Below are 25259 nucleotides of genomic sequence, written 5' to 3'. Positions count from 1 at the left end.
TACAGTGTTATTATAACTTATTGAGGATATGAATATGCGTTTTAACAAGATGTTAGCTCTGGTAACCGTCCTGTTTACCGCCCAGGCTTCCGCCGAGGCATTGGAATCTATCGACAACTGCGCGGTCGGTTGCCCCACCGGCGGCAGCAGTAACGTGTCCATCGTCCGCCATGCTTATACGCTGAACAACAACAGCACCACCAAGTTCGCCAACTGGGTGGCTTATCACATCACCAAAGACACGCCGGCCAGCGGGAAAACCCGTAACTGGAAGGCCGATCCGGCACTGAACCCGGCAGATACATTGGTACCGGCAGATTACACCGGTGCCAACGCGGCGCTGAAAGTTGACCGCGGGCATCAAGCGCCGCTGGCCTCACTGGCGGGCGTCTCTGACTGGGAATCACTGAACTACCTTTCCAATATCACCCCGCAGATGGCCGATCTTAACCAGGGCTCCTGGGCACGGCTGGAAGATCAGGAACGCAAGTTGATTGACCGGGCGGACATCAGTTCGGTGTATACCGTGACCGGCCCACTGTACGAACGCAATATGGGAAAATTGCCGGGCACCCAGAAAGCGCACACCATTCCCAGCGCTTACTGGAAGGTCATCTTTATCAATAACAGCCCGGAAGTGAACCACTATGCGGCGTTTCTGTTTGACCAAAACACCCCGAAAAATGCCGATTTCTGCCAATATCGCGTCACGGTGAATGAAATCGAGAAACGCACCGGGCTGATTATTTGGGCTGGTCTGCCCGACGACGTACAGGCTTCGCTGAAAGCCAAACCGGGCGTGCTGCCAGAACTGATGGGTTGCAAGAGCTAAAATAATGACCAATAACCCGCTACGGCGGGTTTTTATTGGTCAATATAATGACGGCACCTGTGATTTAAATATAAACATTACTTATTAATACCCCGTTTTAAACCCGTCCTAATAGCGGAAATAATGTTATTTACCGTCATTAATTATCTTTAAATACCCGCCACGGCACCGTTCACTCTCCCGCCAAGCGGCCACACCTCCGGTCTTTTTTATTCTTTCTGTGCTTTTTTATCAGGGCGTTTGAGCAAGTTTATTGCCGAAAAGTTATCGGCAAGTTAATATCCCGCCAAATTATTAGATACAGAACCGTAAACAATGCATTTATCCCATTGTTGATTATTTTTTATCTCTCTTTACCCCTTCTCTTTTGCCTGCTTTGGCAATAACACCTGTTTTGTGAGAAAAACACATGGAAAATTTGTTATCAGACGATGGTGAGTTACCGACCAAAAATGGAACCGGTTTCAGTCGACGGGAAGTGCTGCTGGGGCTGGCCTCAACCCTGCTGGCAACGTCATTGCTCAGTTACCCGTTCCTCAGCCTGGCAGAACAACATACCGCGGCGGCCAACCCGCTGCAGTTTGCTCGTTTCTTCAAAATATCCCAGACATTGAGCGAACATGAGGACATCGATCAGGGAATGTCGGCGCGTATTTTTACGGCCTTACATAATCAGAATGATCAGTTCGCCACGCAGGTTGAGCAGCTTGGTGGGCTGTTACAGTCGGGTCAAAGCGCAAAACAGCTGCAACAACTGGCCATTCAGGCCGGCTTGCAGGCCCTGGTGACCGCCATTATCACCGCCTGGTATACCGGCACCGTCGGCCACGGCCAAACGGCTGAGCTGATTGCCTATAAAGACGCGTTGATGTACCGCCCCGCCAGCGACGCACTGATCGTTCCCACCTACTGCGGCAATGGCCCGTTGTGGTGGACCGCTCCCCCTCCAGCGGTCAACGCTTCCCTGTGATCTAAGAGTCTTCTGATGAAAAAACCTGAATTTACTGCCGATGGCAACGCCTCGGCCGATATCGTGATCGTGGGCTCCGGCATTGTGGGCGGCATGATGGCCGATCAATTAGTCAGCCAGGGTTATTCTGTGCTGGTGCTGGAAGCAGGCCTGCGTATTGAACGCGCCCAGGCCGTAGAAAACTGGCGCAATATGCCTTTTGATAACCGCGCCGGCTCCGATTATCAAGGGTTGTACCCGCAATCAGAGTTTGCCACCGCTCCGCTCTATTTTCCTGAAAACAACTATGTCGCCCTGAGCGGCCCGAGCGCAGGCAGCTTCAAGCAAGGGTATCTGCGTACCGTCGGCGGCACCACCTGGCACTGGGCCGCGTCCTGCTGGCGCCACCTGCCCAGCGATTTCCAAATGAAAACCCTGTACGGCGTTGGCCGCGACTGGCCGATTTCCTATGATGAACTTGAGCCGTACTATTGCCGGGCCGAAGAGGAAATTGGCGTGGCGGGCCCTAACGATCCGCAGCAGCAGTCGCCGGTTGAACGCAGCAAACCCTACCCAATGGATATGGTGCCCTGGGCGCATGGCGATATTCGTTTTGCCGAAGTGGTTAACCCGCACGGCTACCGTTCAGTCCCGATCCCACAGGGGCGCAGTACCCACCCGTGGAAGGGCCGTCCAACCTGCTGCGGCAACAACAACTGTCAGCCCATTTGCCCCATCGGCGCCATGTACAACGGCATTCATCATGTTGAACGTGCTGAAATGAAAGGTGCGGTGGTGCTGGCGGAAGCGGTGGTCTACAAGATAGATACCGATGAACAAAATCGGGTCACTGCGGTGCATTGGCTTGACAACAAAAAGCAGTCTCACCAGGCCACGGCCAAGGCTTTCGCTCTGGCCTGTAACGGCATAGAAACGCCGCGCCTGTTGCTGATGGCGGCCAACGATCGCAACCCGAACGGCATCGCCAACGCTTCCGACCAGGTCGGTCGTAACATGATGGATCACTCCGGTTTTCACTGTACTTTCCTGGCGAAAGAGCCGCTGTGGCTCGGGCGTGGCCCGGCGCAGAGCAGCTGCTTGGTCGGCCCACGTGACGGTGAGTTCCGCAAAGACTACTCGGCCAATAAGATGATCCTCAACAACATCAACCGGGTCGTGCCTGCCACCCAGAAGGCGCTGGAACAAGGCTTGGTCGGTAAAGAATTGGATGCCGAAATACGCCGCCGTGCCGCCTACGGCGTCGATTTATCCATCAGCCTGGAACCGTTACCAGACCCCAATAACCGCCTGACGCTGAGTAAAACCCGCAAGGATGCCCACGGTTTGCCTTGCCCGGACATCCACTACGATGTCGGCGATTACGTGCGTAAAGGCGCAGAGGCCGCACATAAGCAATTGGAACATATCGGCCAACTGTTCGACGCCGAAGAGTTCAACATCACCACCAGCCTGAATGCCAATAACCACATCATGGGCGGCACCATCATGGGCGATAACCCAGCAGACTCGGTGGTCGATGGCAACTGCCGCACCCATGACCATGCCAACCTTTGGTTGCCGGGCGGCGGCGCAATTCCTTCCGCCAGCGTGGTGAACAGTACCTTGACCATGGCGGCTCTGGGCATCAAGGCCGCCGATGACATTGCGCGGGCACTGGCGGTGAAACCATGAAAAAACAGGCGAAACTGACGCTATTATCCCTGCTGTTGCTCGGCGGCAGCGCCGTGCAGGCGTCGGATAACGGAGAGTTAAGCGGTGCGGCGTTGATTAAAAAAGGCGAGCAGATTGCTATCTCCTCGGACTGCCAGGCCTGCCATACCAAACCCGAAGGCGGTACTCCCTTTGCCGGCGGATATGGTATCAGTTCCCCCATGGGCGTGATTTACGCAACCAACATCACCCCATCAAACGCGGAGGGCATTGGCAGTTATAGCGAAGAGCAGTTTGCTCGTGCCGTCAGGGACGGGATCCGTGCCGATGGCACCCACCTCTATCCCGCCATGCCCTATACCTCTTATACCAGGTTGAGCGATGCGGACATCAAGGCGCTGTATGCCTACTTTATACACGGCGTGAAGCCGGTCGATCAGAAAAATACGCTGACCGACCTGCCCTTCCCTTTCAACCTGCGCTTTAGCATGGCCGCCTGGAATCTGCTGTTTCTCAAAGACGGCCGATTTGCACCCGATGCGGCCAAAAGCGAGCAATGGAACCGGGGGGCTTATCTGGTCAACGGGCCTGGGCACTGCGACACCTGCCATACCCCGCGCAACCTGCTGATGGCTGAAGACAGCAGTCAAGCTCTTGCGGGTGGCATGGTCGGCAGCTGGTACGCCCCCAATATCACGTCAGACTCGATCAGCGGTATCGGCGGCTGGAGCAACCAGCAACTGGTGCAGTACCTGAAAACCGGTCGGGTGGTCGGCAAAAACCAGGCCGCCGGTGGCATGGCGGAAGCCATCGAAAACAGCCTGCAATATTTTTCCGATGACGATCTGGCGGCTATCGCCGTTTACCTGAAAAGCACCACGCCGATCAGAGATACGAAAGATAGCCAGCCGGCCGACAGTTACGGCAAGCCGTTGAACGTTGAGCCTCAGCTGCGCGGGTTGCAGCCTGCCAATGCCAACAACACCGTTACCGACGGCGCAGCGTTATTCAGCGGCAACTGCGCCAGTTGCCACCAACCGGACGGCAGCGGCAGCAGAAACCAGGCTTATCCTTCGCTGTTCAATAATACCGCCACCGGTTCAAGCAATCCGGCCAACCTGATCTCGGCCATACTGTTCGGGGTCGAGCGAAAGGTGGGCGATCAGCACGTGCTGATGCCGAACTTTGGCCCGCTGTCGTACGTCAATCCGTTGAACGACCAGCAGATCGCCGCTATCAGCAATTATGTGCTGCAGCAGTACGGCAATCCCACAGTGAAGGTCAGCGCTGCGGACGTGACCGTATTGCGCCTGGGTGGCCCGGTGCCACTGCTGGCGATGCTGCAGCCTTATATGGCCCCGGCAATCGGCATTGCGGTGGTGGCGTTGATCTTTATGGCATGGCTGTTGGGGAGAAAACGGCGCTGAATTGATGACTGCAGGCTGGGGAGCTATCCCCGGCTTGCAGGCATTGCCGCATTTCCACAGGGATAGTTCGCAGACCGAATCTGAAAAGAACGGGGGTTATTGCGTTTGATTTTCCACACGGGTAATACCGTGTTTCTTCATCACTTCTTCCATGGTCAGATTGTCATCATCCGGCGTTTCGTCAATCACAACATCTTGCGGGCGGACATAAGGCTTGGTTGCGCGTTTGAACATCCACCACCAAACGAACACCAGAAAGGCACCGGACTTCAGAAAGATCATGGTCCATAACGCTATTTGATACCAGCTCATCTTTATCTCCATGAAAGCGTTAAACGCGAGCGAATGGACCTATTTTAACCCTTGGCTTGATCGGATCAATAGTAAACGGCAGATCCCTCCGGGTTCAGGCCACTGTTATAGGGATTTCTATCATGATCTGCTCTACCTGCCGCTAAAACCCCCTTGAACTGCCTCAGAAACCCTGCCCGCAGCCTGATCCTGTTTTTGCCCGCATTTTGTCATAGTGAAAGCCATGCAAGATCCTCTGCACCGGTTTTTCCCTGCAAAAAGAGTGAATTACCCTTTCTCATCGCAATGTTTTTATATAGCTAAAACGTCTAACAAAACCACCTAAAACAGCCTTTTTGACCATAAAAATGTAAATTGCCCCGATTTTTCTATATACTCGCGGAGTTTAATTTCTTGGGCAGCCTGTTTGCCCCTCTTTTTATGGAGTTGTTTTAACGGACTATCCCATTCCCTAACGGACTAGCAAGAAGGTATTCTATGAGCCAAAACGACACTGAAATTGTGGCACGTCGTAGCCATATCAATCCTCCGGTATTTTTTATATCTGCCGCTTTAATCATCGTCCTGGTGGCCTTTGCCGCCTTCTATCCTGAGTTAGCCGATCGTAAGTTCAAGGCGCTGCAACAGGGTATTTTCACTAACGCCAGCTGGTTTTACATTCTGGCGGTCGCCCTGATCCTTCTGAGCGTGACCTATCTGGGTTTATCGCGTTACGGCAATATCAAGCTCGGGCCGGATCACGCCCAGCCAGACTTCAGCTATGTTTCCTGGTTTGCCATGCTGTTTTCTGCCGGTATGGGCATTGGTCTGATGTTCTTTGGCGTCGCCGAACCGGTGATGCACTACCTTTCTCCCCCGACCGGGACACCGGAAACAGTGGAAGCGGCTAAACAGGCCATGCGCCTAACCTTCTTCCACTGGGGCCTGCATGCCTGGGCGATTTATGCCATCGTGGCGCTGATCCTGGCGTTCTTCAGCTACCGTCATGGCCTGCCCTTGACGCTGCGTTCCGCGCTTTATCCCATCATCGGCGATCGCATATACGGGCCGATTGGCCACGCAGTCGATATTTTTGCGGTAATAGGTACCGTGTTCGGCGTCGCGACCTCCCTGGGCTACGGCGTGTTGCAGGTTAACGCCGGGCTTAATCACCTGTTCGGCTTGCCGATCAATGCAACGGTGCAGGTGGTGCTGATCGTGGTGATCACCGGGCTGGCAACGCTGTCGGTGGTTTCCGGGTTGGATAAGGGCATCCGCATTCTTTCCGAACTGAACCTCGGTCTGGCGGTGCTGCTGCTGGTCCTGGTGGGTACGCTCGGCCCGACCGTGCTGTTGCTGAAATCCTTTGTTGAAAACACCGGCGGCTATCTTTCCGATATCGTCAATAAAACCTTTAACCTGTATGCCTACGAGCCGAAGTCCAGCAACTGGCTGGGGGGCTGGACACTGCTGTATTGGGGCTGGTGGCTATCCTGGTCGCCGTTCGTCGGCATGTTTATCGCCCGCGTTTCACGCGGACGTACCATCCGTGAATTCGTTACCGGCGTGTTGTTCGTTCCGGCGGGCTTTACGCTGCTGTGGATGACCGTTTTCGGCAACAGCGCCATTAATTTGATCATGAACGAAGGGGCGCGCGATCTGGCCAATACGGTGCAAAACGACGTAGCCCTGGCGTTGTTCAACTTCCTGGAGCACTTCCCGTTCTCTAATATTCTGTCGTTTATCGCCATGGCGATGGTCGTGGTGTTCTTCGTCACGTCGGCAGACTCTGGGGCGATGGTGGTTGATACGCTGGCTTCGGGCGGTTCGGATCAAACCCCCATATGGCAGCGGATCTTTTGGGCTTCCCTGATGGGTCTGGTGGCGATTGCGTTGTTGATTGCCGGCGGTTTAAGCGCATTGCAAACCGTGACTATCGCCAGCGCCCTGCCGTTTTCGATGATCCTGCTGGTCTCAATCTACGGGTTGTTAAAAGCCTTACGTATCGACGCCTACAAACGCGACAGCCAGATGATGACCACGATTGCGCCGACCGCCGCGCGCAACCCGATCTCATGGCAGCGGCGTTTGCGTAATATTGCCTATTTCCCGAAACGTTCTCAGGTAAAACGCTTTGTCGGTGAAGTGGTTCAACCGGCGATGGCGCTGGTGGAAGCCGAACTGGCCAAGCAAAATACCACCTCCTCGATTGACGATTCGCAAGACGATCGCATCCGTTTCGAAGTCGATTTAGGGGAAGATCTGAACTTTGTCTATGAAGTTCGTCTGCGCGCTTACATTCAACCGGCCTTTGCTCTGGCGGGGTTGAAAGATGAGGAACGCGACGAGGAACATAAATACTATCGCGGTGAGGTTCATCTGAAGGAAGGGGGCCAGGATTACGATGTGATGGGCTGGACGCAAGAACAGATCATTCACGATATTCTCGACCAGTACGAGAAGCACCTGCACTTCCTGCATTTGGTTCGTTAGCGGTTGCTTTGCCAGACAAACCGTCCCAGCCGGGGCGGTTTTTTTTATGGGTCCACGGCGGCGATTGCCGTTTTTCAAACCCAATAAAAAACCCCGCGCTCAGAGAGCACGGGGTCATAATTTATGGCGGAGGAGCAGAGATTCGAACTCTGGAACGGTTTCCCGTCGACGGTTTTCAAGACCGTTGCCTTCAGCCACTCGGCCACCCCTCCGCAACGAGGCGAACTATAAACAGAGCCGATCCGCTTGTAAAGCCCAAGGCCGTTCAACCGAACGAAAAACCAGCACCTCACGCTTGAGCGTTGAAGAAATCGCCAACTCCGGCTCAAGGTTGCAGCAATGATAACTAAGGGTAAAGATTGGTAAACAAACTTTAATCAAACGCTTGCGCTGCCTATCATCGTCACTAATTTTGTGATGACCTGACTAAGAGAGATCATTATGGACCGTATTGTCGTCTCATCCTCCTCGCGCGACTCATTGCTGAGTACGCATAAGGTTCTGCGTAACACCTATTTTCTGCTTTCACTGACGCTGGCTTTCTCGGCGCTCACCGCAACCGCCAGCACCATGCTGGGGCTGCCGGCACCGGGCCTGCTGCTGATGCTGGTCGGCTTCTACGGGCTGATGTTCCTGACCCACAAGCTGGCTAACAGCCCTGCGGGCATCCTGGCGGCATTCGCCCTGACCGGTTTTATGGGTTATGCCCTGGGCCCCATCCTCAGTTCATTTATTAATACCGGAGCCGGCGACCTGATCATGCTGGCGCTGGGAGGCACCGCAGTGGTGTTCTTCTGCTGTTCAGCCTACGTGCTGACCACCCGCAAGGATATGTCGTTCCTGTCCGGAATGATGATGGCCGGTTTTGTAGTACTGCTGGTGGCGGTGATCGCCAATCTGTTCCTGCAGATCCCGGCCCTGCACCTGGCGATTAGCGCACTGTTTATCCTGTTCTCCGCCGGTGCCATCCTGTGGGAAACCAGCAACATTATTCACGGCGGCGAGACTAACTACATTCGCGCCACCGTCAGCCTGTACGTATCGTTGTACAACATGTTCATCAGCCTGTTGAGCATTCTGGGCTTCGCGCGCAGCAACTGATTCGGCGTCTGAGTCATACCCAAAGCCCCGCTCCGGCGGGGCTTTATTTTTTGCGGCGGTAAAAGTTTGCTAAACTGGCGGCCGTTCTGAATTACCCGTTACCGAGGCAGTATGTTGGAGTATCAAGGTCAGGTTATTGAAACTGACGCACAGGGTTACCTGAAAAACAGCGCCGACTGGCACGAGGCTCTGGCGCCGCTGCTGGCCGAGCAGGAAGAAATCACGCTAACCGAGGCGCATTGGGAAGTGGTGCGTTTCGTACGCGGCTTTTACCTGGAATTTAATACTTCACCGGCGATCCGCATGCTGGTCAAAGCTATGGCGCAGAAGTACGGAGAGGAGAAAGGCAACAGCCGCTACCTCTATCGCCTGTTCCCCAAAGGCCCGGCCAAACAGGCAACAAAAATCGCCGGTTTGCCGAAGCCGGTAAAATGCATCTGAGACGCTAATAGCGAATGCTGAAGCCTTGATAATCTGCCGTACCGCGCGGTTCCACCAGCACGCGATCGACACGTGCGCTACGCGGACCGCCGCTTTTCAGCCATTCCACCAGTTTATCCACCTGCGGTTGCTCGCCGCAGGCCACCACCTCGACGCTGCCGTCATCAAGATTGCGCGCATATCCGCTTAATCCCAACGCCGTCGCCTGATGCTGGGTGTTGTAGCGAAACCCTACCCCTTGCACCACGCCATAGACATACGCAGCAATACAAACTTGTGTCATAATCGGCCCTTTATAGAGAATCAGCATCTTCAATGGATAATTATAGACAACAGGGAGAATAAGAAAGGATGTGTAATAGTACAGTGTTTTTGGCCGAGTCCATTCAGCCATATAAATATAAAAATTATTTCTCAGACTGCCACTTATCACGCTCACCATAAAAATAATAATCAAGGAAACGCGTTTTTCCTCGTAGTGCGATAAACCCTAATACCATAATCGAAATAGAAATAACAATAAATACGTAAAACTCTGTTGAATTAGTGTCTAATAGCATCCCAAACACTATAATAGGAATAACATGCCATAGATAAATAGGTAGCGAGACTTGCCCCATTTTCACCAGAACATTTTCTTTTTTCAGATCAAAATCTTTACATAATCCAATTAACATAAATATTAATGAACCATTAAAAACAAACCACAGCCCCGCATCAATCAGCGTTTCATTGGCAACATAGTAACTCAACACACCGGAGGCTAATGTCACCGGCAGAAACAACATAGGCTTAAACCTTAATTTCCAATCTGAAATACAAAAACCCAATAAAAAGAACGAGTAATAATAATAGAATCTCTTATCGCCAATGAACTTCAAAACGGCATATTTATCTTCCATTACGTCCGCATAGCAATACCAAAATATGGATATCACTATAGACAAAAACATAAACAAGATAAGTGAAAATCTATTTTTATAAATGATTAAGGTATAAAAAACAAATATAATGACCGCTGGGATATACCACAGATGATAATAAGGATACAATCCCAACCCAATGATCTCCTTAAAATTAATCCCATCGCCTTTACCTGTCACATACAAAGCGTATACACTGTATATAACAAATGCTAGCAGATAAGGAATAATCATCCGCCATTTATATTTATTTAAAATACTTACCACACCAGCATCAAGAAAATAACGTCGAATGAAGTATCCCGTCACCCCCAAAAATAGCGGCATATGGAAAAAATAGATTGCGCCACGTAAACCTGAATCAGCACTGCCAGGTAACACATGTCCAATGATTACCAGTAATATAAGAGTTCCTTTCAATAAATCGAATGATAAGTCTCTTTTTTTCAACATGTAACCCACATCCTAAGTAAATTCGATACAAAGGTAGCAAAGTTGTTAATAAAAGAGTATGAGCCGTTTTTTGTCAATGCGAAAAGCCTATAAATCACGAAATAGTTATAATTTGATTACAAAATAAGATTAATCCCCTATAACCAAAACGATTTCAAACTGGACTTTTACGCCCTTCCCTGCTCCCCACCCACCACTATATCTGGCATAATTTCCAATCATTCCAAGTGCTATCCATTTTTAATATATAAAAATCAATAAGTTAAATCACACATAGTTATTAAGTATATTAATCCATTATGGTTTATAACCTTGATACCACATCACAATAAAAACATAACCAATTGTTAATAAACAATAAATTAATCATAATTATACTTGAACGACATTATCCAAACATCCGTATTTCCCTAGCGACAGGGCTTTCCAAACCTGTTGCGATACTGCCTCTAGCGGCTTCACCATCTGGCGGCGGAGACAGCAGCAGCAAAAGCTTCACCATTCGTATCTCATATCAATCAATGAATATTATATTTAATTATAATATGTATCTTTATGTAACTACCGCATGACTAGTGGTGAGCTATGTCATAGGTGACATCCTTTCCCCATAATTTTATCGGGAGCAATATCGATATCTTTATGACAATTCATCGGATTATCGATACTTGTCATTGTGCAGGAATAAACCACCCAATATCCGATTAAAAATCGAACGGGTTGTACAACTCTGTATGGCACTATGCCCAAATTAGCCATGCAATTTGTCGCCCAAACGCCCACAACCAGGATCCGCGCGGTAGTGGATGACATGATATTCAGATATGATTATGAACTTATTTCGACTGATAATGACCTTAGTCATTTAACATATTGATTATAAAGAAATTTAAAAATGCGCTTATTTCTCGCCAAAGGACGTGAAAAGTCCTTACTCCGTCGCCACCCATGGGTCTTCTCCGGTGCCGTTCAACGTATTGAAGGTAAAGCCCTGTCCGGCGAAACCATCGATATTCACGACGCGCAGGGCAAATGGCTGGCGCGCGGCGCCTACTCGCCTGAATCGCAAATCCGTGCCCGTGTCTGGACTTTCCAGCAGGATGAAGACGTTAACATCGAATTCTTCATCCGCCGTTTACAGCAGGCACAAAGCTGGCGTGATTGGGTTGCGAAGCGCGACGGGTTGGACGGATACCGTCTGATCGCCGGTGAATCCGACGGCATGCCGGGCATCACCATCGATCGCTTCCAGAATTTCCTGGTGTTGCAATTGCTGTCTGCCGGCGCCGAGTATCAGCGTGCTGCGCTGATTACCGCCTTGCAGCATTGCTACCCGGAATGCGCCATTTACGATCGCTCAGACGTCGCGGTGCGTAAGAAAGAAGGCCTGCCGTTGGCGCAAGGCCTGGTATTGGGTGACCTGCCCCCTGCTCTGTTGCCAATCACCGAGCATGGCATGAAGCTGCTGGTGGACATTCAGCAGGGCCATAAGACCGGTTTTTACCTCGACCAGCGCGACAGCCGCCTGGCTGCCCGTAACTATTCCGCCGGCCGCCGCGTGCTTAACTGCTTCTCTTATACCGGCGCATTCGCGGTATCTGCATTGATGGGCGGTTGCTCACAGGTGATCAGCGTAGATACATCGCAAGCGGCGTTGGATATCGCCAAACAGAACGTTGAACTGAACCGGTTGGATCTGAGCAAGGCCGAGTTTGTGCGCGATGACGTGTTCCAACTGCTGCGCAACTACCGCACGCAGGGTGAAAAATTCGATCTGATCATTATGGATCCGCCGAAGTTCGTCGAGAATAAAAACCAGCTGGCCAGTGCCTGCCGCGGCTATAAAGATATCAACATGTTAGCGCTTCAGTTGTTGAATCCAGGCGGTATTTTGCTGAGCTTCTCCTGCTCCGGTCTGATGCCTACCGATTTGTTCCAGAAAATTTTGGCCGATGCCGCTGTAGATGCCGGGCGTGATGTACAATTTATAGAGCAGTATCGTCAGGCTGCCGATCACCCGGTAATTGCGACTTACCCTGAAGGGCTGTATTTGAAAGGGTTTGCGTGTCGGGTGATGTAACTTGAAATACGCTGTTTTGCCCTCATATAGAGAGCAAGGCACTGTTTCTCAGGAGGTCATCATGATTGCCAGCAAATTCGGTATCGGACAACAGGTTCGGCATAAGCTGCTGGGGTACTTGGGGGTGGTAATTGATATCGACCCTGAATACTCTATGGAACAGCCTAAAGCTGATGAAATAGCGGCGAATACCGATCTACGTTTCGCCCCTTGGTACCACGTGGTGATGGAGGACGAAGAAGGCCAACCAGTGCATACCTATCTGGCGGAAGCACAGCTGGATGGCGAAGCCCAGGATGCCCATCCTGAACAACCTTCACTGGACGAGTTGGCGGAATCTATCCGTCACCAGCTCCAAGCCCCGCGCCTGCGCAACTGATTAGCCAGGCCTGAGAAACACCCAATAAGGGCCTGGCATTTGTCAGGCCTTTTCTTTTACCGGCTTTCAGCGCTCCAGACCCAGGCGAGGAAGCTCGATTTTAGGACAACGGTCCATTACCACCTTCAATCCTGCCTCACGTGCCAACGCCTCGGCCTGTTCATTAATAACGCCAATTTGCAGCCATAACGCTTTGGCACCAATCGCAATCGCCTCTTGCGCTACGCCATACGCCGCCTCCGAATTACGGAACACATCAACCATGTCCACCGGGTGCGGAATATCTTTCAGCGTGGCATAGGCCTGCTGGCCAAGCAACGTTTGCCCTGACAGCTTGGGGCTGACCGGCGTTACCTGATATCCCTGTGACAGCAAATAAGCCATGACACCAAAGCTGGGCCGGGACGGATTATCACTGGCACCCACCAGCGCAATGGTTTTCACCTGCTTGAGCAGGTCGGCAATCTCATGGTCTTGCATCTTCGGCTCCAATCATCAACGGGCGATTTCCCTGTTCCGAGTGTACTCTATCGGCTTTAAATCGGCTAAACGCAACCATGCGGAAACTCCCGGCCACTTTTGCGGTCTGATGCTGTCACTGCCAGCATATCCGGTTCAAATAAATGTCCAAATGAAAATAAATGTGTACATTTGTAAACAAAGCCGTAATGCTGAAAAACTTTGACACAATCTATGGCGTGTTCAACACTAATAGCGATGCCACTTATAAGGAGATAACCATGAAATTTGGTCTGATGGTTGCGGGGCTGCTCAGCATCAGTATCAGCATGCCTGCCGTGGCTACGACCCTGAAACTCTCCCCGGACATCGATCTGCTGGTGGTTGACGGCAAGAAAATGACAGGAGCGTTGTTAAAAGGTGCCGACAGCCTGGAGCTGGATGGCGGGCAACATCAGTTGCTGTTTAAAGTGGCCAAGTCTGTACGTTCAGGACAGCGCGAACAAACTGCCTATACCTCCCCTCCGCTGATCGCGACCTTCAGTACGCAGAATGTCAGCTCCGTTGCTATTGAGCTGCCGCGTATTGAAAATGTACGTGATGGCCAAAGATTCGATAAAACGCTCAACTATCAAGTGATTGATAAGAACGGTAACGCGCTGGCGATGAAACACGACGTGCTGCATGCCGATGGCGCCACTCTCAGCGTCGATTTGGAAAAAGTCATGGCGGACTACAACAGTCAAAACCGCCCGGCCTCGGTGCCGGCTTTCACCCAGGTGCGCGCGACTACGCCTTCCTCTCCGCTCGCCAGTGCCGCGCTGAACTCCCCCACGGTCACTTTGAAGGGTGAAAACGTTTCCGAACAGATGCTGCAATACTGGTTCCAGCAGGCGGACAAAGAGACGCAAAAGCGTTTCCTCCATTGGGCGAATAAACAGCCCGTGCGTTAAGATTACCGGCGCCTTTATTTAAAGGCGCGCTTTCTTCGCATTTTCAGGTGTAAACGCTAGGCAGTGAAAAACAGTTTCAGTAATCTGTCGCACATCCCCTGATTAGCGAAGGACATCGAGATGGAATTTACTACCCGCACTATCGCCGCGCGTAAACACATTGCGCTGGTGGCACACGATCACCGCAAACAAGCCCTGCTTGCCTGGGTTGAAGAAAACAAATCCGTCCTTGAGCATCATCAACTGTACGCCACCGGCACTACCGGTAACCTGATCCAGCGTGCCAGCGGCATTCCGGTGCAAAGCATGTTAAGCGGCCCGATGGGAGGCGATCAGCAGGTCGGCGCGCTGATTGCCGAAGGCAAAATAGATATGCTGATCTTCTTCTGGGATCCCCTCAATGCGGTTCCCCACGATCCGGATGTGAAAGCGCTGCTGCGTCTGGCGACGGTATGGAACATTCCCGTCGCCACCAACCGCTCAACGGCGGATTTCCTGATCGATTCTTCACTCTTCAAACGTGAAGTGGAAATTGCCATTCCTGATTATCAGCGCTATTTGCAGGATCGCCTGAAGTAACGCTCGCGGCCTGGTTTCCGCCAGGCCTTAATTTTAAGGCTTCTTCTGAGCAGGAACGCCGAGATCCTGCAGTTGTTCGACGAAGACCGACGGACGTTCACGATCCTGCAGTAACCAGACCTGGTGCTTGGCGCGAGTCAGCGCTACATACAGCAGTCGCCGCTCTTCGGCATCCGGGAAATCTTCCGGCTGCGGCAACAAAACATCCTCCAATACCGACTCACGCGCGACCGCCGGAAAACCGTCGCTGCCTTGGTGCAAACCGGCGATGATCACGTACTCCGCCTGCTGCCCTTTACTGGCGTGAATGGTCATAAACTCGAGGGTCAGTTTTGGCCAACGGGTCGCCGCTTTTGCCAGCGCCTGCGGTTTCAAATGGTGATAGCGTGCCAGCACCAGAATTCGCTCATCCGGCTTGGCATAACCGCTCAGCTTGTCCAACAGATTTTCAAGCTGCTCATTCGGTAATAAAATCACCGATTTCTTATTGCCCTTGCTCAGGCTGTTCAACGGTTTTTTCAGCTGATGCGGGTTCTGTTGCACAAAACGGTTCGCGATCTCGCCGATACGATCATTGAAACGGTAAGTGGTATCGAGCGCACACTGGGCACCTTCGCCAAAGTTCTCGGCAAAGGCGGTGGTCAACGTCAGCTCGGCCCCGCTGAAGCGGTAAATGGCCTGCCAGTCGTCACCTACCGCAAACAGACAGGTTTGTTTATTTTGTTTACGCAACGCTGCCAGTAATTGCGCACGCTGGGGTGAAATGTCCTGGAACTCGTCCACCAGGATGTGTTTCCACGGGCTGACGAACCGACCTTTCTCCAAGATATTGACCGCCTGGTGGATCAGGCCTGAGAAGTCCACCGCCCCTTCCTCTTTCAACGCCCCTTTCCAGGCCTTGAGCAAAGGGGCCATTAAGCGAATGCGTTTTGAGAACAGGTCACGGATTTCTTCATCCGCCTGTTCGATCATTTCTGCCTGGCTACCGCCGTGCATGCGCATCAGGCCCAACCAGCGTTCGAGTCTGCCGGCCAACCGCTCCGCCAGGCGCTTGTCCTGCCAAAAATCGCCTTCGGGCACTTCCCATTCCAACTCTTCAATCAACCATTGGCGCCAGCCTTTAGCCTGGGCTTTTTTCTCTGCGCACTGCTGCTGCCAATGAGTAATCAGCAAAGCCCGGCGAGCCTTGCTGTCGGTTTCCAGCTTACTGATCGCCGGCACCTTGCGGTTGCCCTGTTGGATAATCTGTAGTGCCAGCGCATGGAAGGTTTTGGCCTGGATAGCCACGCCGCCCAGTCGTTCCTGAATGCGTTCGTTCATCTCTTCCGCCGCCTGGCGACCGAATGCCAGCAGCAGTATTTGCCCGGGTTCGGCCTCCTGACGGCGCAATAGCCAGCCCGCGCGCGCCACCAATACCGAGGTTTTTCCGCTGCCTGCTCCGGCCAATACCAATACCGAGTCTTCACCGTTAACTACGGCGCGACTTTGCGAGTCGTTCAGCGGTGAGCTTTCTATGCTCTGGAAGAAATCCTGGTGCGTCTCCAGCATCCGTTCGGTCCACTGCCGGTTACGCTGCTCCACGCTGTGCAACCCGTGCTGCAGCCATTGGCGGCAGATTTGATAATCTTCCCGACAGTTGTCAAATTCCTCCAGCCGTGCAACCGGCATGGGCAAAGCACCGAAAGACTGGCGAATCTGTTGCTGCAACTTGCCCAGTTCGGATTTCTTAAACCACTTATCCTGCTGCTCAATTCGCTGAATATGTTCGACCTGTTGCTGCAAAACGCCGGCGCTGACCTCGCTCATCTCAGCGCTCCATTGCTGCCAGGCCTGCTGGAGGTAATGATAGAAACGCTGAGTTTCCTGCCATTCAGTCCCGTGCAGGCGCACCACTTTTTCATCCGGCAGCTCAAACTCCAGCTCGCCCCAGACGATGCCACGCTTGCATCTAACCTGAATCAACTGATTGAAAGGAATAAGGTATTCATGCTTTTCACCGCTCACCTCGACCCCGGCGTGCAGCAACCGCACGCGGTTATAAGGATGCTGAGCCAGGTGTTTCCCCAGCGATGTCGCTTTAAGTTCCATATCTTCGCGCCATGACTATGTTGAGATTAAATAACGGATATCTGCCAGTTTACCTGCGATAAGCAGTGGCACTCTAGCGCTAAAAAAAGGGTAGAATAGATTTTGCGTTTTGATAGCAAACGCAACCGCATCGCGGTTTGGCCATCATTAGAGCAGAATGACGACTATGCGTACTGTACTGAATATTCTTAATTTTGTGTTGGGCGGTTTTGTCACTACCCTGGGCTGGCTGATCGCCACGGTATTTAGCGTGCTGTTGATCATCACCCTGCCACTGACTCGCTCCTGCTGGGAGATCACCAAGCTGTCGTTACTGCCGTTCGGTAATGAAGCTATTCACGTTAATGAGCTTTACCCGGAAAAAAGTAATGCGCTGCTTTCCGCTAGCGGCTCGCTGCTGAATATTGTCTGGCTGATCCTGTTCGGCTGGTGGCTCTGCCTGTCGCATATCGCCGCCGGTATTGTGCAGTGCGTAACTATTATTGGCATTCCGGTGGGCATTGCCAATTTCAAAATCGCCGCCATTGCCCTGTGGCCGGTTGGGCGTCGCGTGGTCTCAGTAGAAATGGCGCAACAGGCCAGAACTGAAAATGCCCGTCGTCAGTATCAGCAGCGTTAATTTTTTCTCCGCCCGAGGAGTTTTTTGTGCTCTCTTTTGCACCAGCAATACGCCGTTATGCCTACAACAGCAACCTGCTTTATGACCTGCGTATTTTTATTGCGCTGGCCGGCGCAGCCGCCGTCCCCTGGTGGCTCGGTATTCCGAAACTCACTATTCCCCTGACTCTGGGGGTGGTGGCGGCGGCGTTGACCGATTTGGACGACCGCCTGACCGGCAGACTACGCAACTTGCTGATTACGCTGGTGTGTTTCTTTGTTGCCTCCGCCTCCATTGAACTGCTGTTTCCCTACCCCTGGCTGTTCGCGCTTGGCCTGACGACCTCCACCTGTGGCTTTATTCTGTTAGGTGCTCTGGGACAACGTTACGCCACCATTGCATTTGGTGCCTTGCTGATCGCGGTTTACACCATGCTCGGCACTTCGATGTATGACGCCTGGTATCAACAGCCTATGCTGCTGATCATTGGTGCCCTGTGGTACAACCTGCTGACGCTGATAGGTCATCTGATCTTCCCTATCCGTCCTCTACAGGAAAATCTGGCGCGTTGTTACGACCAGTTGGCGAATTATCTGGACGCCAAAGCCAACCTGTTTGATCCCGATGCCGAACAGGATGCAGACCTGCCCTGGATGGACGTTGCCATGGCCAACAGCACGCTGGTGACTATCCTCAACCAAACCAAGGCTTCATTGCTGACGCGGTTAAAAGGCGATCGCGGCCAACGAGGCACCCGCCGCACACTGCATTACTACTTCGTTGCGCAGGACATCCATGAACGCGCCAGCTCCGCGCACGTTCAATACCAGGCGCTAAGCCGACAATTCCGTCATAGCGATATCCTGTTCCGCTTTCAGCGCTTGCTCAGCATGCAGGCTCGTGCCTGCCAGCAGTTGGCCCAGTCGATTTTGATGCGGCAAAAGTATCAGCATAACGTTCGCTTCGAACCGGCCTTTGCCCGCATTGATGAAGCTTTAGCGCGCGTTACCCTGACCCCGGAAAATCGCGAGTTGACCAAGGCGCTGTCGCACCTGTTGAAAAATTTGCGCGCGATTGACGCACAGCTGGCAAATATTGAATCCGAACAGGCATTGGCCAACGGCCAGGTGGAAGAGAACAGCCTGTCGGATGACCGGCTCACCGGCTGGAGCGATATTCGCTTGCGCATCAGCCGCCATCTGACGCCGCAATCGGCCTTGTTCCGCCATGCCATTCGCATGTCTGTGGTGCTGTGTATTGGTTATGCCTTTATTCAATTTACTGGGATGCAGCATGGCTATTGGATCCTGTTAACCAGCCTGTTTGTCTGCCAACCCAACTACAACGCCACTCGCCGCAGGCTGGCATTGAGGATAATCGGCACACTGGCCGGTATTCTTGTCGGGCTGCCAATCCTCTATTTTGTGCCCTCGGTGGAAGGCCAACTCGTGCTGATTGTGATTAGCGGCGTTTTGTTTTTTGCTTTTCGCACCGTGCAGTACGCACATGCCACCATGTTTATCACCCTGTTGGTATTGCTGTGCTTTAACCTGCTGGGCGAAGGTTTCGAAGTCGCCGCGCCGCGCGTTTACGACACGCTGCTGGGTTGCGCCATCGCTTGGGCCGCAGTTAGCTTTATCTGGCCTGACTGGAAGTTCCGGCAATTACCCACGGTGGTCAGTAAGACGCTGAACGCCAACTGCCGTTATCTGGATGCCATTTTGGTGCAATACCATCAGGGAAAAGACAACGGCCTGTCCTACCGTATCGCTCGGCGGGATGCGCACAACAGTGACGCGGAGCTGGCATCGGTGATTTCAAATATGTCTGCCGATCCCAAAGCCAATAAAGACGTTCAGGATGCGGCCTTCCGTCTGCTGTGTTTGAACCACACCTTATTGAGTTATATCTCGGCGTTGGGGGCACACCGTGAACGCCTGAATAATCCTGCGACCCTGGATCTGCTGAATGATGCTGTCTGTTATGTCGATGGCGCCCTGCATCAAGAAGAGCAGGACAGTGGGCGCATCACTCAGGCGTTGGAAAGCCTGGCTGAACGAATTCAACACGCGGCGCCGGAACCGGAAAGCAAAGATCAATTGGTGTTGCAGCAGATTGGGCTGGTGATTGAGCTCTTGCCGGAACTCACGATGCTGAATGCGCAAATAGGTAAATCGGCATAATCATTCAGGGCCTTTCATAAGGCCCTGGACTCTTGGGTTATGGCCGTGGCTAAGCAACATCATGGTGCGCTCAAACCAGTGCGTCAGCTCGCTGCGTAATTCCGAAGGCAAAGCGGCGTGATGATAGCCGGCGATGGCCCCGCCTAATGAAAGCAGCACCCGCAACCCCAAATTTTTTTGCTGCTGCAGTAGCCGAAGATAACTGCGCTTGGCCCCGTTTAACCGCAAATCATAAACATTACGAATACCGGCTCGCCACAGCAAACGTTCCATATTGATGTCGATATTCGGTAAGGTTTTTAACCGACTCTGGTTGTCCGCTTTAATCTCTTGCTCCCGACGCGCTTCGCGAATGGCCTGCCAGGCTAACCCAACCAGTTCATCCCTATCACGCCACAAGGTCTCATCTACCCAGTAATAGCGCATAGTGATAGGCACACCGCGTTTGGAGTAAACCATATTGACCATACCGCGTGAGCGAAAGACCGATTCCAGCCCCTCCGTAGCGCGAAGATAAAGCTCTCCTTCAGCGATAACCGCGAACATGATGCCGTCGGCCAGTACCCCGTAGCCCCCGAACTGCGAGCGAGTAGTGATAGTGCCCAATGCGCAAAAACAGGCCTTGGCCTGTGCGATCCTTCCCATTGATTTCCCTTTCATAACGTCCTCCTGGTGTGGGTTAGCGTTCTATCATTTCCCGTATCAATGAAATAAAACTAACGTGAACAAGTAATTAGAAAAATACGCACTATCCATGGGCATGCCAATCACAAAACTCTGCCGTATAAAAAATGATCGCAATTATGCGAGGTGCTACGAAGATTTGGGTTGATCTTACTGACAACTGGATGTACTGTATAAACATACAGTGACACTACGGGCGGGATACTTTATGCGTACTCAATCACTCTACAAAACCCATTTCAGCCACACCTCTTTTGCGGTGAACAATGCTGCAGAAAACACAGATGCCGGCAACAAAAATGGCCTTATCAGTGAACTTGTTTACAACGAGCATCAGCCCGCAGTGGCGCAATTGTTGCTGCCTTTGCTACAGCAGTTGGGCATGCAGTCGCGCTGGTTGTTATGGCTGACCCCACAGCAAAAGCTGAGTAAAAGGTGGCTACAGCAGTCCGGCCTGCCGGTTGGGAAAGTGGTGCAGCTGAGCCAAATCAGTCCGCTGGACACGGTCGAAGCGATGGAAAAAGCGTTACTGACGGGAAATTACAGTGTCGTACTCGGCTGGTTACCCGATCTTACGGAAGAAGATCGTCTAAAATTAAGACGCGCGGCAGAATTAGGTAACGCTTATGGGTTCATTATGCGTCCTCAACGTGACATAAACCCGATTCACGGACAGTGTTCCACCCTAAAAATTCACTCTTCTTTGTATCATTAAGTAAATTTAGGATTTTTCCCATCATTTTCATCGTTCTTCAAGGGAACCTTTATGGGATCAGGGGAAAAGCGAGTGCGGCTGCGGTTCCGCGGCCCAAAACGAAGGCTGGATTGCTCGTTTTTTTGCCGGTTAATGTTAGTAAATATGTACGATTCCGCGTTTTTTTTTAGAGCTTTATCACATCACACTTGTAACTTTCGCGCCACGTTGTAGACTTTACATCGCCAAGGTTGCTCTATAACGCCAGATAAACTGGCCGAGTAACAAACGAGGGCTCAAACCTTGGCGAAGGAATTTAACCAAGGGCTTAAAACAGCTTTAAAGCTCATTGCCTATTTGGATGATAACGAGGCGCAAAATGAAAAAGACAGCTATCGCATTAGCAGTGGCACTGGCTGGTTTCGCTACCGTAGCGCAAGCCGCCCCAAAAGATAATACCTGGTACACCGGTGCTAAACTGGGCTGGTCCCAGTACCATGACACTGGTTTCTACGGCAACGGTTACCAGAATGGTATCGGCAATGGTCCGAACCATAAAGATCAACTGGGTGCTGGCGCGTTCCTGGGTTACCAGGCGAACCAATACCTGGGCTTCGAGCTGGGCTATGACTGGCTTGGCCGTATGCCTTACAAAGGCAGCGTGAACAACGGTGCTTTCAAAGCACAGGGCGTTCAACTGGCAGCTAAACTGAGCTACCCAATCATCGACGATCTGGACATCTACACTCGTCTGGGTGGTATGGTATGGCGTGCAGATTCCAAAGCTAACTACGGCAATGGCACTCGTCTGAGCGACCACGACACTGGCGTTTCTCCGCTGGCTGCAGTGGGTGTTGAGTACGCACTGACCAAAAACTGGGCTACTCGCCTGGACTACCAATTCGTTAGCAACATCGGTGATGCAGGTACTGTCGGCGCACGTCCAGACAACACCATGCTGAGCCTGGGTGTTTCTTACCGTTTCGGTCAGGATGATGTTGTTGCTCCAGCACCAGCTCCGGCTCCAGCTCCAGTTGTTGAAACCAAGCGTTTCACTCTGAAGTCTGACGTGCTGTTCAACTTCAACAAATCCACTCTGAAAGCAGAAGGCCAACAGGCTCTGGACCAGCTGTACACTCAGCTGAGCTCCATGGATCCTAAAGATGGTTCTGTTGTAGTTCTGGGTTACACTGACGCCGTTGGTTCTGACCAGTACAACCAGAAACTGTCTGAAAAACGCGCTCAAAGCGTTGTTGACTACCTGGTATCTAAAGGTATTCCTTCAGACAAAATCTCTGCACGTGGTATGGGCGAAGCTGATTCCGTCACTGGTAACACCTGTGGCTACAAAGCTGGCCGTGCTACCAAAGCACAGATCGATTGCCTGGCACCAGATCGTCGCGTAGAGATCGAAGTTAAAGGTATCAAAGACGTTGTAACTCAGCCACAAGGCTAAGCTACCACTCTTAGTAAAAAACCCCGCTATGCGGGGTTTTTTTTCGCTCAAAATCAGCGGAACTGGCTACGTGCACCCTTTCACCGAATCACGGAACGGGACTTACTGTTCGTCTTTACCGAGAATGGCTTTTAAATCCTGTTTCAGCGATGACATCTGACTGGCATACTTCTCTTTACGTTCCGCATCTTCAATCAGCTGGACCACGGTTTCTGACAAAGTCACGCCGCGGCGACGAGCCAGGCCGGCCAAACGCTGCCAAACCAAAAACTCCAGATCGATAGATTTTTTACGCGTATGTTGGTGTTCTGCGTTAAAATGACGTTTACGCCGTGCGCGGATCGTCTGCTTCATCCGGTTATCCAGTTCCGGATTCATATGGTGGCTAATCCACGTCAGCACTTTTACCGGCTCATTTTCCAGCTTCAGCAGCTCTTCAATGGCTTCCTGAGCAAGGCTGTTTTCAATGTGGCGGGTAATAGCTTCCCCTTCCCGATGCTTCTTCACCAGGTACTTCCATTTCCAACCGCTCTCCAGATTTTCCAGTTGCTGATATTTCATCATGAGCTCTTCAGTGACCGCGTAACTTTAATTAAGCATAACAGCTTTACGCCGAATTTCCCCGGCAATTACCCCTCTTTTAGACTGTTTTTTGCACAGTCATCGCGCGATGTCAAACTCCCTGACACCAACTACGACTCTGCATGTATCAAGCTGTCATTATTCTTGTATAATCGCCCTTTCCCTTTTTGACGATTGCATCTAACACTTTGACCAATAACCGACTTGAATGGCAATCACTGTTGCCGGACGTTACGCCTTATCAAGCGATATTTGATACCGCCGCGCAGTTGGCGCCCGTGTCCTTTGCTTCCATTCAGCCTCGGCTGGAAAATGCACTGACGCTGTTTTGCCATCCACAGTCGCCACCGCGTTTCATGCTGTTGAAAGCGCAGGAAACGCGTGAGTATCTGGCATTGATAGCCCAGGCAGTTGAGCAACTGCAACCGCAGAATACCGCGTTTAAGGGCAGTCACTATGTGATCCAGGGCAGCAAAGTCAGCGTTGAACCCGCAAGCCAGGGTGATGAAGCCTTTGCGGCCGGTGGCGCCTGTGTGTTTCAGGAGTGGATTGAGCCGGAGCAGCTGTTTGGCTGCGTCAGGATCCACAACAATGAAATCAGCTTGCAACCTGGTCTGGTGCATAAAGCCAACGGTGGCGTGCTGATCCTGTCGGCACGTTCCCTGCTGGCTCAGCCGTTACTGTGGCTGCGCTTGAAGCAAATGATCACCCAGCGCCAATTCCATTGGGTTTCCCCGGATGAAACGCGACCGCTGCCGATTGCCATTCCCCCGATGCCGTTGGAATTACGGCTAATCGTTGTGGGCGATCGCCACGGCCTGGCCGATTTCCATGATATCGAGCCGGAGCTGAGCGAGCAGGCGGTCTACGGCGAATACGAAGAAGATCTGCAACTCACCGAAATCGATGACATGGTGCAATGGTGTGGCTACGTCAATGCCCTTATCGACGAGAAGCAGTTACCACCGCTGGCCGCCGATGCCTGGTATCCGTTAATGGTTCAAGCCGTGCGTCACAGCGGCGATCAGGGCAATCTGCCGCTCTCCCCGCTGTGGATCAGCCAACAACTTTCTGAAGCGGCGCTGTATGCCGAGGAAGAGAGCATCACCGCCAAAGCATTCGAAGCCGCATTGAATGCCCGCGAATGGCGTGAAAGCTACCTCGCAGAGCGGATGCAGGATGAAATTGAGCTGGGCCAAATCCTGATTGAAACCGAGGGGGAAGTCGTCGGCCAGATCAACGGCCTGTCGGTGTTGGAATATCCTGGCCACCCACGCAGCTTTGGCGAACCGTCTCGCATCAGCTGTGTGGTGCATCTTGGCGATGGCGAATTTACCGACGTCGAGCGCAAGGCCGAACTTGGCGGTAATCTGCATGCTAAAGGCATGATGATTATGCAGGCGTTCCTGATTTCCGAACTGGAACTGGACCAGCCGCTGCCCTTCTCGGCTTCAATCGTGTTTGAGCAATCTTACGGCGAAGTGGATGGCGACAGCGCCTCACTGGCCGAGTTATGTGCGCTTATCAGTGCACTCTCGTCGCAGCCAATTACCCAGCAGATTGCGGTAACCGGCTCCGTCGACCAATTCGGCAATGTTCAGCCTATTGGCGGCGTCAACGAGAAGATCGAAGGCTTTTTCGAAGTTTGCCAACGTCGCGGTTTGACAGGCAAACAGGGCATCATCATGCCCGCTACCAACGTGCGCCACCTGTGTCTACGCCAGGACGTAGTCGATGCGGTGCGCGAGGGGCAATTCCATCTGTGGGCCGTCGACAGCGCCGCAGAGGCCTTGCCATTACTCACCGGTTATCCTTACTCTGATGAACAGCAACCTAATCTGTTGGCTGCGATTCAGGAACGGATTGCACAGGTGAATCCGCAGGAACGCCGGCGCTGGCCGTGGCCACTTCGTTGGCTCAACTGGTTCAACCACGGCTGATCG

Annotated in this window: 23 protein-coding genes and 1 tRNA gene; 16 read left to right on the top strand and 8 right to left on the bottom strand. The window is 52.2% G+C overall.

What is annotated here, in order from left to right; genetic code table 11:
• Positions 1-34 precede the first annotated feature (34 nt).
• The 4 genes from AC1RKG_RS06380 (at position 35) to AC1RKG_RS06365 (ending at position 4879) form a co-directional block, all read left to right on the top strand.
• A complete protein-coding gene (locus AC1RKG_RS06380) occupies positions 35-832 on the top strand; it encodes a DNA/RNA non-specific endonuclease (RefSeq protein ID WP_044549633.1) in 798 nt (265 codons plus the stop codon).
• A gap of 409 nt (positions 833-1241) precedes the next feature.
• Positions 1242-1802, top strand: coding sequence for a sorbitol dehydrogenase family protein (locus tag AC1RKG_RS06375; RefSeq protein ID WP_048761961.1), 561 nt, complete (start codon positions 1242-1244; stop codon positions 1800-1802).
• Between the two features lie 15 nt (positions 1803-1817).
• Complete coding sequence (locus tag AC1RKG_RS06370; protein ID WP_046373969.1) at positions 1818-3473, top strand: GMC family oxidoreductase; 1656 nt, start codon at positions 1818-1820, stop codon at positions 3471-3473.
• Positions 3470-4879, top strand: coding sequence for a c-type cytochrome (locus tag AC1RKG_RS06365; protein WP_493182381.1), 1410 nt, complete (start codon positions 3470-3472; stop codon positions 4877-4879). The genes AC1RKG_RS06370 and AC1RKG_RS06365 overlap by 4 nt, the downstream gene beginning before the upstream one ends.
• A 96-nt stretch (positions 4880-4975) precedes the next feature.
• Here AC1RKG_RS06365 and AC1RKG_RS06360 read toward each other — a convergent pair whose 3' ends face one another.
• Positions 4976-5191 carry a hypothetical protein gene (locus AC1RKG_RS06360; protein WP_020826186.1) on the bottom strand — a complete coding sequence of 72 codons (216 nt, stop codon included), beginning with the start codon at positions 5189-5191 and terminating at the stop codon, positions 4976-4978.
• 477 nt (positions 5192-5668) lie between these two features.
• Between AC1RKG_RS06360 and AC1RKG_RS06355 the strand changes: the two genes are divergently transcribed.
• Positions 5669-7663, top strand: coding sequence for a BCCT family transporter (locus AC1RKG_RS06355; protein ID WP_020826185.1), 1995 nt, complete (start codon positions 5669-5671; stop codon positions 7661-7663).
• 124 nt (positions 7664-7787) lie between these two features.
• Here the strand turns inward: AC1RKG_RS06355 and AC1RKG_RS06350 are convergent.
• Positions 7788-7875: transfer RNA gene (locus AC1RKG_RS06350), tRNA-Ser, on the bottom strand.
• Positions 7876-8104: 229 nt separating this feature from the next.
• On the opposite strand from AC1RKG_RS06350, the gene yccA reads away from it, so the two are divergent.
• Both yccA and tusE read left to right on the top strand, forming a co-directional pair.
• Positions 8105-8764 (top strand): FtsH protease modulator YccA, encoded by a 660-nt coding sequence (gene yccA, locus AC1RKG_RS06345; protein ID WP_004942825.1) that lies wholly within the window; start codon positions 8105-8107, stop codon positions 8762-8764.
• Between the two features lie 111 nt (positions 8765-8875).
• The gene (tusE, locus tag AC1RKG_RS06340; protein ID WP_020826184.1) at positions 8876-9205 is read left to right on the top strand and encodes a sulfurtransferase TusE; all 330 of its coding nucleotides are present in this window, start codon (positions 8876-8878) and stop codon (positions 9203-9205) included.
• A gap of 4 nt (positions 9206-9209) precedes the next feature.
• On the opposite strand, the gene yccX is transcribed toward tusE, so the two are convergent.
• Both yccX and AC1RKG_RS06330 read right to left on the bottom strand, forming a co-directional pair.
• Positions 9210-9488: an acylphosphatase gene (yccX, locus tag AC1RKG_RS06335; RefSeq protein ID WP_020826183.1), complete on the bottom strand. Its 279-nt coding sequence runs from the start codon at positions 9486-9488 to the stop codon at positions 9210-9212.
• 124 nt (positions 9489-9612) lie between these two features.
• Positions 9613-10581 (bottom strand): acyltransferase family protein, encoded by a 969-nt coding sequence (locus AC1RKG_RS06330; protein WP_493182379.1) that lies wholly within the window; start codon positions 10579-10581, stop codon positions 9613-9615.
• A gap of 895 nt (positions 10582-11476) precedes the next feature.
• Between AC1RKG_RS06330 and rlmI the strand changes: the two genes are divergently transcribed.
• Together rlmI and hspQ are read left to right on the top strand one after the other, a co-directional pair.
• Positions 11477-12661, top strand: a complete 1185-nt coding sequence (gene rlmI, locus AC1RKG_RS06325) for a 23S rRNA (cytosine(1962)-C(5))-methyltransferase RlmI (RefSeq protein WP_493182377.1) — start codon at positions 11477-11479, stop codon at positions 12659-12661.
• A gap of 61 nt (positions 12662-12722) precedes the next feature.
• Positions 12723-13040, top strand: a complete 318-nt coding sequence (hspQ, locus tag AC1RKG_RS06320; protein WP_020826181.1) for a heat shock protein HspQ — start codon at positions 12723-12725, stop codon at positions 13038-13040.
• A gap of 66 nt (positions 13041-13106) precedes the next feature.
• Here hspQ and AC1RKG_RS06315 read toward each other — a convergent pair whose 3' ends face one another.
• The gene (locus AC1RKG_RS06315) at positions 13107-13520 is read right to left on the bottom strand and encodes a CoA-binding protein (RefSeq protein ID WP_046373973.1); all 414 of its coding nucleotides are present in this window, start codon (positions 13518-13520) and stop codon (positions 13107-13109) included.
• A gap of 260 nt (positions 13521-13780) precedes the next feature.
• Here AC1RKG_RS06315 and AC1RKG_RS06310 point away from each other — a divergent pair, with 260 nt between their 5' ends.
• Both AC1RKG_RS06310 and AC1RKG_RS06305 read left to right on the top strand, forming a co-directional pair.
• Positions 13781-14452 carry a DUF2057 family protein gene (locus AC1RKG_RS06310; protein WP_493182375.1) on the top strand — a complete coding sequence of 224 codons (672 nt, stop codon included), beginning with the start codon at positions 13781-13783 and terminating at the stop codon, positions 14450-14452.
• Positions 14453-14572: 120 nt separating this feature from the next.
• Positions 14573-15031 (top strand): methylglyoxal synthase, encoded by a 459-nt coding sequence (locus AC1RKG_RS06305; RefSeq protein ID WP_020826178.1) that lies wholly within the window; start codon positions 14573-14575, stop codon positions 15029-15031.
• A gap of 33 nt (positions 15032-15064) precedes the next feature.
• Here the strand turns inward: AC1RKG_RS06305 and helD are convergent, their stop codons facing one another.
• The gene (gene helD / locus AC1RKG_RS06300) at positions 15065-17119 is read right to left on the bottom strand and encodes a DNA helicase IV (protein ID WP_259216766.1); all 2055 of its coding nucleotides are present in this window, start codon (positions 17117-17119) and stop codon (positions 15065-15067) included.
• A 166-nt stretch (positions 17120-17285) separates the two neighbouring features.
• Between helD and AC1RKG_RS06295 the strand changes: the two genes are divergently transcribed.
• Positions 17286-17738, top strand: coding sequence for a YccF domain-containing protein (locus AC1RKG_RS06295; RefSeq protein ID WP_020826176.1), 453 nt, complete (start codon positions 17286-17288; stop codon positions 17736-17738).
• Positions 17739-17764: 26 nt separating this feature from the next.
• Entirely contained in the window at positions 17765-19900 is a 2136-nt protein-coding gene (yccS, locus tag AC1RKG_RS06290) for a YccS family putative transporter (RefSeq protein ID WP_128864128.1), read from the top strand.
• On the opposite strand, the gene AC1RKG_RS06285 is transcribed toward yccS, so the two are convergent.
• Positions 19901-20560, bottom strand: coding sequence for a TfoX/Sxy family DNA transformation protein (locus AC1RKG_RS06285; protein WP_493182373.1), 660 nt, complete (start codon positions 20558-20560; stop codon positions 19901-19903).
• A gap of 232 nt (positions 20561-20792) precedes the next feature.
• On the opposite strand from AC1RKG_RS06285, the gene sulA reads away from it, so the two are divergent.
• Positions 20793-21299 (top strand): SOS-induced cell division inhibitor SulA, encoded by a 507-nt coding sequence (gene sulA / locus AC1RKG_RS06280; protein WP_044549608.1) that lies wholly within the window; start codon positions 20793-20795, stop codon positions 21297-21299.
• 358 nt (positions 21300-21657) lie between these two features.
• A complete protein-coding gene (gene ompA / locus AC1RKG_RS06275; RefSeq protein ID WP_187962616.1) occupies positions 21658-22734 on the top strand; it encodes a porin OmpA in 1077 nt (358 codons plus the stop codon).
• 102 nt (positions 22735-22836) lie between these two features.
• Here ompA and matP read toward each other — a convergent pair whose 3' ends face one another.
• A complete protein-coding gene (gene matP, locus AC1RKG_RS06270; protein WP_122080598.1) occupies positions 22837-23295 on the bottom strand; it encodes a macrodomain Ter protein MatP in 459 nt (152 codons plus the stop codon).
• Positions 23296-23504: 209 nt separating this feature from the next.
• On the opposite strand from matP, the gene AC1RKG_RS06265 reads away from it, so the two are divergent.
• Positions 23505-25256 (top strand): AAA family ATPase, encoded by a 1752-nt coding sequence (locus tag AC1RKG_RS06265; protein ID WP_170868509.1) that lies wholly within the window; start codon positions 23505-23507, stop codon positions 25254-25256.
• Positions 25257-25259 lie beyond the last annotated feature (3 nt).

The organism is Serratia sp. GW822-FHT06D09 (assembly GCF_058799515.1).
Note: the sequence above shows the minus strand (reverse complement) of the source record. Positions and strands in the feature narration are given on the sequence as shown.